Genomic DNA, 7440 nt, shown 5'->3' with positions numbered 1-7440 from the left:
GAGCCGTATCAGCGGGCCCTGATCGCTGTTTCCCCTGACGGTGGTGACGCCCGGCGGTTCCGCGAATTCGACGTCGTCTCCCGGACCTTCGTCGCCGATGGCTTCGACATTCCCGCAGCCAAAAGTCGGATCAGCTGGGCCGGGCCAGATGCACTGCATCTGGCCACCGACTTCGGGCCAGGGTCAATGACCACCAGTTCCTATCCGCGGACGGTGCGCACGCTGCAGCGGGGGCAGTCCCTGGCTGACGCTGAGCTGTACTTCGACATCCCCGAGCACCACATGATGGCGGTGGTGATGAGGGATCAGACACCGGGCTTCGAGCGGGACATCGCCGTTGACACAATCGACTTCTACTCGAGCCGCACGCACCTTCGCAACAACGGTGAGTGGGTCCGACTGGATGTGCCCGACGATGTGAACGTTTCACTGCACCGGCAGTGGTTGATCCTGCGGCCGCGCACCGATTGGGAGGTGGACGGGACGGTGTTCGCCTCGGGGTCTCTGCTCGGCGTCGATCTTGACTCCTTCCTGGCCGGCGACCGATCGTTGACCGTCCTGTTCCAGCCCGACGCGCAGACGTCGTTGCAGTCCTGGAGCTGGACGCGGGACTATCTGCTGGTGAATCTGCTCAGTGACGTGTCCTCGGAGATTCGTGTCCTGAAACCCTCTGAACGTTGGCGGGCGGAGGTGCTTGATGCGTGCCCGCCCCTGCATTCGGTTGACGCCTTCGCCGTTGATGACGAGGACGACGTCGACGGGAATGACTACTGGCTGCTGGCCAGCGGGTTCCTGACCCCGACGACCCTGCTGCGCGGCACGGTGGGCGGCGCGCACGAACAGGTCAAGGCGACGCCGTCGTTCTTCAATGACAACGAGTTCACGGTTGAGCAGCACTTCGCGGTGTCCAAGGATGGGACCCGGGTCCCCTACTTTCAGGTCGCGTCGACGGAGCTGGCACTCGACGGGGAAAACCCCACCCTCCTGTCCGGCTACGGCGGGTTTGAGCACGCGATGGTTCCCGCCTACTCGGGAGTGATCGGACGAGGATGGTTGGAGCGGACCACCGAAAGCGGCAGGCACGGGGTGTACGTGCTGGCGAACATCCGCGGGGGTGGTGAGTACGGGCCGGCCTGGCACCGGGCGGCCCTCCACGCCAACCGGCATCGGGCCTACGAAGATTTCGCGGCGATCGCCGAGGACCTGGTGGCACGCGGCGTCACTCGACCAGAGTTCCTCGGCTGCACCGGACGCAGTAACGGCGGTCTGCTGGTGGGGAACATGCTCACGCACTACCCACACCTGTTCGGGGCTATCTCCTGCGGTGTGCCGCTGCTGGACATGCGTCGTTACACGAAGCTGTCGGCGGGCTACTCCTGGATCGCCGAATACGGTGACCCCGATAAGCCCGAGGAGTGGGAGTACGTCCAGACCTTTTCCCCGTACCACCAGCTACGGTCGGGGGTCGACTATCCGCGCACCCTGATCTGGACGGCGACGAGCGATGACCGGGTTGGGCCGGTGCAGGCACGGAAAATGGCGGCCCGGATGAAGGCTCTGTCGATCGACAATGTGTGGTTCCACGAAGCGCTGGAGGGTGGCCATGCCGGCGCATCGGATAACCGGCAAGCGGCCCGCATGCACGTAATGTCGCAGGAGTTTTTGTGGAAGGCGCTGACCGGCGGCCTATAGCTGCCGGCGGTTTTGCTCTTGCCCGCGTCTTACAGGTAGCCTTGGGTGGCTAGTAATAGCCGCTGGAGACGTGCCAGAGCGGCCGAATGGGCTTCACTGCTAATGAAGTGTGGGCCTAAAGCCTACCGGGGGTTCAAATCCCCCCGTCTCCGCGTTTTTCAGAAAGCACCCCCGGCCTCGGTTGGGGGTGCTTTCTTTTGCCCGGGCCCCGTGCGGGAATGCCCCGGCCGGGTCAGCCCTGTGCTGGAGTGCCCCGGCGGGGTCAGGCCTTCAGGGCGAGGACAAACGGCAGCACTTCCTGGGCGCCGGCGTCCCGCAACGCCTTACCGGCGACGGTAATGGTCCACCGGCTGTCTGCAAGATCGTCCACGAGCAGGACCGGGCCCGGGTTCGCGGCAAACCAGTCTCGCCCCTCCTCGGGGACTGCGAAACGATCCCAAACTGCTGCAAGCCGGAATGCGCTGTTGCCGCCCGGAGCCCCGCTGGGCCAGCCGTGCGGTGTCTGCAGGGCACCGAGATACGGGATACGGCCCACCTTGGCGAGACTCTCGGCCAGCGACTGGACCAGCAACGGTCGACGACGCGACGGCACACTGACCACGGCCACGGGGCGCGTCTCCCAGCCCCACTGTGCGAGCACCGAGACGCAGGCTTCGATGGCCAGCGGGCCCAGCGGCTGATCTTCGGCCGTGTCAGCCAGCAGTTCTCGCAGCCGACTCCCCCACCCTAGATCTGTCAGTCGGGCCAGCGCCCGGCCCTCCGCGTTGGCCTGGCCAGCCGGAATCCGTCCCTTGACCGGGACCGACAGCTTGTCCATCCCGCTGGGCCATTGACCCCGCGGGTCAAGTTCGACGCCCACCCTGCTGAGCGCCTTCTGGGCGCTGTCTGAGGCATCATGCGCCACTTCATCCGAGAACCACGCGCCCGCACAGTTGTCACACCGCCCACACGGCGCAGCTGTCGGATCATCGAGTGCTGCCGCAAGGTACTCCATCCGGCACTGTGTGGTGTTCTCATAGTCCAACATGGACTTCTGTTCGGCGATCCGCGCCTTGGCGATCCGCCCATACCGTTCGCTGTCGTAGACCCACTGCGCGCCGGTACTTTCCCAGCCGCCCTGTACCTTCCGGACCGCGCCGTCCACGTCAAGGACCTTCAACAGCAGTTCCAGAGGGGTGCGTTTAAGATTCACCCGGGCTTCCAAAGCCGGCGTGGAAAGGACCGCGCCGGGCTGCAGTGCCTCGAGCACCCGGGTTGCCTTCTCCTCCGATGGCATCGAGGACGTGGCGAAGTACTCCCAGATTTCGCGGTCCTCAGTGCCCGGCAGGAGCAGGACGTCGGCGTTGGGGGTGCCACGGCCCGCACGCCCCACCTGCTGGTAGTAGGCCACCGGTGATGAGGGCGCCCCCAGGTGGACCACGAATCCGAGGTCCGGCTTGTCGAACCCCATCCCCAGTGCGCTGGTCGCAATCAGGGCCTTGACCTCATTGTTCTTCAACGCGGCCTCAGCCGACTCCCGTTCGGCCGGGTCGGTCCGGCCGGTATACGCCAGGACCTGATGGCCGTTCGCCCGCAACAGGTGTGCCGTGTCCTCGGCGGCCGAAACGGTCAGTGCATAGATGATCCCGCTGCCCGGGAGGTCATCAAGGTGGGTCAACAGCCACGCGAGGCGAGACCGGGGGCTCGGTAGCCGGAGGACTCCCAGCCTCAGAGAATCGCGGGCAAGCTTGCCTCGCAGGGTGAATACTTCGGTGCCGTCAGTCCCCAGCTGTTCCTCGACGTCGCTGACTACCCTCGAGTTGGCGGTCGCCGTCGTCGCCAGAACTGGCACACCCGCCGGCAATTGGGTGATCAGGTCACGCAACCTGCGGTAGTCGGGGCGGAAATCATGCCCCCAGTCGGAGATGCAGTGTGCCTCGTCGATGACCAGGAGCCCGGTGCGTCGGATCAATTCGGGCAGGTGGCGTTCCCGGAACGCCGGGTTATTCAGCCGCTCCGGTGACACCAGAAGAACGTCGACCGAGTTGTTGTCGAGTTTGTCGGTGATCTCCTGCCAGTCCGTCTGGTTGGCCGAGTTGATCGCTTCGGCACGCACCCCGGCACGCGCCGCAGCCGCGACCTGGTCCCGCATCAGCGCGAGCAGTGGGGACACAATCAGCGTTGGTCCCGCCCCCCGGGCGCGCAGGAGCAGGCTCGCGACGAGGTAGACGGCCGACTTCCCCCACCCCGTGCGCTGGACCACGAGGGCCCTGCGGCCACCGTCCACCAGGGCCTCGATCGCCTCGAACTGGCCGTCGTGGAACTCGGCGTCCTCTCGTCCAACGAGGGTCCGCAGAATAACCGCTGCCTGATCATGAAGTGTGGTGGTGTCGACCATGAGCCTAGTATCGCAGTCCCCGCTGACAGCCGTGCCTGCGGGGACTGCGGTTGTGGGAAACCCCTTTGACCTGGCCTCCACAGCCCTTGTCCGGAGGGAGCCAGCGGTTAGACTCTGTCCGTGACTAAATCCTTTGACCTTTCAGCGTCCTTCAAGGCCTATGACGTGCGCGGCATCGTCGGCGAGAGCATCACCTCCGAAATTGTCGAGGCGGTAGGCGCTGCGTTCGTTGACGTACTCGATCTCGCTGGCGGCACTGTCCTGGTTGGCGGCGATATGCGGCCGTCCTCACCGGAGTTCAGTAACGCCTTCGCAAAGGGCGCCACCCGGCGCGGAGCCGACGTCGTCCTCCTCGACCTCATTTCGACCGACGAACTCTATTACGCCAGTGGCACCCTCGACGCTGCGGGAGTCACCTTTACCGCCAGCCATAATCCGGCTGAGTACAACGGGATGAAGATGTGCCGTCCCGGCGCAGTACCCGTCTCCTCCGAGACGGGGCTGGTAGAGATTCAGGCTCTCGCCGAGCGATACCTGAACACCGGTGACATCCCCGCGGCGGAACGAACCGGCACCATCGGGGTCCGCGACGTGCTTCGCGGGTACGCCGAATACCTGCGCTCCCTCGTGGATCTGTCAGGATCGCGCCCGCTGAAGGTGGTCGTCGACGCCGGCAACGGCATGGGCGGGCTGACCACTCCCGCCGTCCTGGGTGATGCGCTGCTTCCGAACCTCCCCCTCGACATCGTCCCCCTGTACTTCGAGCTCGACGGGTCGTTCCCAAACCACCCGGCCAACCCACTGGAACCGGCGAACCTCCTGGACCTGCAGGCAGCAGTGCTCAGCAATCAGGCGGACATCGGGATTGCGTTCGACGGCGACGCCGACCGCTGCTTCGTCATTGACGAACTTGGGAATCCGGTGTCGCCGAGTGCCGTCACCGCGATGGTGGCACGCCGAGAAATAGTGCGCGCCCAGGCCGCCGGCGTGAGCGCCCCGGTCGTCATCCATAACCTCATTACGTCCCGGGCCGTGCCCGAGCTGATCGAACGGCTGGGTGGACGGCCGGTCCGCACCCGGGTGGGACACTCGTTCATCAAGGCAGTGATGGCCGAGGAGGGCGCCGTTTTCGGCGGAGAGCACTCAGCCCACTACTACTTCAAGGACTTCTGGAACGCTGATACCGGGATGTTGGCTGCCATGCATGTCCTCGCGGCGCTGGGCGAGCAGCCCGGCCCCCTCTCCGACCTCGGCCGCGAGTACGAGCCGTACTTTTCCTCCGGCGAGATCAACTCGCGCCTGGATGACGTCCCGGCCGCTGTTGCCCGCGTCCGCGAGGAGTTTGGCAACGATGGTGTCACCGTTGACGAGCTCGACGGGCTCACCTTCACGGCTGATGACGGGTCCTGGTGGTTCAACCTCCGCGCCTCGAACACGGAGCCTTACCTGCGCCTGAATGCCGAAGCGATCGACCCGCAGATTCTCGGGACCCTGACCGACGAGGTCTTGGGGCAGGTCCGGCAGTAGAAGGGCCTACCGGGCGGTCGTGTCCGGGACGTTAAGGCCAGCGTGCACCGACCCGTTGATCCACTGACGCACGACCTCATTGAATAGAGGAGGGTCCTCGACATTCCAGACATGGTGCATTCCCGGGACAACCGCAGCCACGCCGTGGGGAACGGTCCGGGCGATCACCTTCAGCGCATCGCATATGGCCCGGGGTTCCTTGCCGCCGGCGAGCGCCAGCAGCCGCCCGCGGTACTCAACCAACCCGGGCGGCAGGCCGCCTGCGAACACTTCACCCAGCATCCGATGAGCGTTGGCGCTCTGCATCCTCAGGCCGTGTTCCACAAACACGCCATAGCTATCCGCCGGGAGCCTGAAAGCCCGCGCCTGCAACTGCCAGAACCATTTATAGTCCCAACATCGAAGCTGCACTCGGGCCAGGGCGCCCGTGACGCCGTCGACGCCGAGAGCTGGCACCCCACTGACCAGCGAGCTGGTTACCAGGCGTGGATGCCTCGCCAACAGACGGAGCGCCACTATACCTCCAAGGGAAAGCCCCACCAGATGCACTGGACCGTCGGCTTTTGCCCTGATCAACTCAGCCACCTCGTCCGCAGCGTGATCCAGGCTTATCCACCGCTCGCCAGTTCGGGCGCCGAAGCCGGGGAGGTCCGGGGTGATGACCTGATAGTCATTGAACGCTTCGACTTGAGGTTGCCACATCCAGTTCGCGACGTTCCCGCCATGCAGAAAAACGACTGACGCGGAGGCGTTGCCTCGCGCCGGGTGGAGGACCGGGAACTGGAGCGCCGTCATGGCAAATCCTTTTCGACTTCGTCCAGCCATTCCAGCTCGGCGCGGACATGACTGATACCGTTCCGGAGCGTTGCGAATCTCATGTACTCCGCCCGGGTCTGTGGGGCGCTCTCGCCTGGTGCCAGCTGAGCCAACAACTCATTCAGCAACGACTCCGCGGTCATTCTGCGTTGCGCAGTCAACGCAAGAATCTCGCTTCGCTGAAGCGTGCCCGAAAAAAAGATCCGGGCCAGAAAGGGGTCCCGTTCCCGGTGGGCGTCGGGTGCAGATACGAGCCACTCGCCGAGTGTGGCTCTACCGGCCTCGGTGATGTGGTGCTCCTGACGGTCCGGCAGGCCAATCTGCCGCACGATCTTCACCTCAGCAAGGCCGTCGGTGACCAGCCTGCTCAGGGTGCGGTAGATCTGCGCTTTGTCGGCAGACCAGAAATGGTTGACACTCGTGTCGAATCGTTTTTTTAGGTCATAGCCCGTCATTGGGGCAACGGCGAGCAGGCCCAGAATGACGTGAGAAAGGATCATACAAAAGTATGACCATGCACCTAGTCGACTTGTCTACTAGGTGCATGGTCTACCAAAGTTAGACCCCGAATCGCTCCTTGAGGCCCTTCAGCTGATCCTCCAGCTCGGACGGCAGTGACTCCCCGAACCGCGAGTACCACTCCTCGATACCCTGCAGCTCGGCCGCCCACTCCTCGGGATCCACCCGCACCGCGGCGTCCACCTCTTCTGGCGTCATATCCAGCCCCGTGAGGTCAAGTGATGCGCCGGTCGGCACATAGCCAATGGGCGTCTCGACGGCATCGGCGGTACCCTCGAGCCGTTCGATCACCCATTTCATCACCCGCGAATTCTCGCCGAAGCCCGGCCAGGCGAAGCCTCCGTCGGCGGTCCGCCGGAACCAGTTCACCAGGAAGATTTTCGGCAGTCGCTCCTGATCTGCCTTGCTGCTCAGGGTGATCCAGTGGCGTAGGTAGTCACCGGCGTCGTACCCGATAAACGGAAGCATCGCCATCGGATCGCGGCGAACTCGACCCACCTCGCCAGCGG

General features: G+C 64.6%; 4 protein-coding genes, 1 tRNA gene and 2 pseudogenes (2 of these 7 cut by a window edge). 3 read left to right on the top strand and 4 right to left on the bottom strand.

The features are described from left to right. A pseudogene (locus K728_RS18010) lies at window positions 1-1692 on the top strand (prolyl oligopeptidase family serine peptidase); it begins 413 nt to the left of the window's first position. A gap of 64 nt (window positions 1693-1756) precedes the next feature. After that, window positions 1757-1844: transfer RNA gene (locus K728_RS0100355), tRNA-Ser, on the top strand. 110 nt (window positions 1845-1954) lie between these two features. Here the strand turns inward: K728_RS0100355 and K728_RS0100350 are convergent. Then, window positions 1955-4069 (bottom strand): RecQ family ATP-dependent DNA helicase, encoded by a 2115-nt coding sequence (locus tag K728_RS0100350; RefSeq protein WP_024475475.1) that lies wholly within the window; start codon window positions 4067-4069, stop codon window positions 1955-1957. Between the two features lie 120 nt (window positions 4070-4189). Here K728_RS0100350 and K728_RS0100345 point away from each other — a divergent pair, with 120 nt between their 5' ends. Further along, entirely contained in the window at window positions 4190-5596 is a 1407-nt protein-coding gene (locus tag K728_RS0100345; protein ID WP_024475474.1) for a phosphomannomutase/phosphoglucomutase, read from the top strand. Between the two features lie 6 nt (window positions 5597-5602). Here the strand turns inward: K728_RS0100345 and K728_RS0100340 are convergent, their stop codons facing one another. The 3 genes and pseudogenes from K728_RS0100340 to K728_RS18005 all read right to left on the bottom strand — a co-directional run. Next, the gene (locus K728_RS0100340; RefSeq protein WP_024475473.1) at window positions 5603-6391 is read right to left on the bottom strand and encodes an alpha/beta fold hydrolase; all 789 of its coding nucleotides are present in this window, start codon (window positions 6389-6391) and stop codon (window positions 5603-5605) included. Continuing rightward, window positions 6388-6912 (bottom strand): PadR family transcriptional regulator, encoded by a 525-nt coding sequence (locus tag K728_RS0100335; RefSeq protein WP_024475472.1) that lies wholly within the window; start codon window positions 6910-6912, stop codon window positions 6388-6390. Before K728_RS0100335 ends, K728_RS0100340 begins: the two co-directional genes overlap by 4 nt. Before the next feature lie 58 nt (window positions 6913-6970). Further along, window positions 6971-7440 (bottom strand): annotated as a pseudogene (locus tag K728_RS18005) (phosphoenolpyruvate carboxykinase (GTP)); it runs 1367 nt beyond the window's last position.

Origin of the sequence: Arthrobacter sp. CAL618 (assembly GCF_000468215.1) — a bacterium.
Lineage (GTDB): Bacteria > Actinomycetota > Actinomycetes > Actinomycetales > Micrococcaceae > Arthrobacter_D.
This window is presented reverse-complemented; position numbering and strand designations above follow the sequence as displayed.

Bases quoted from the DNA above. Each gene is read 5' to 3' on its own strand.
- K728_RS0100350 (WP_024475475.1), bottom strand. From the start codon at position 4,069: ATGGTCGACACCACCACACTTCATGATCAGGCAGCGGTTATTCTGCGG.
- K728_RS0100340 (WP_024475473.1), bottom strand. From the start codon at position 6,391: ATGACGGCGCTCCAGTTCCCGGTCCTCCACCCGGCGCGAGGCAACGCC.
- K728_RS0100335 (WP_024475472.1), bottom strand. From the start codon at position 6,912: ATGATCCTTTCTCACGTCATTCTGGGCCTGCTCGCCGTTGCCCCAATG.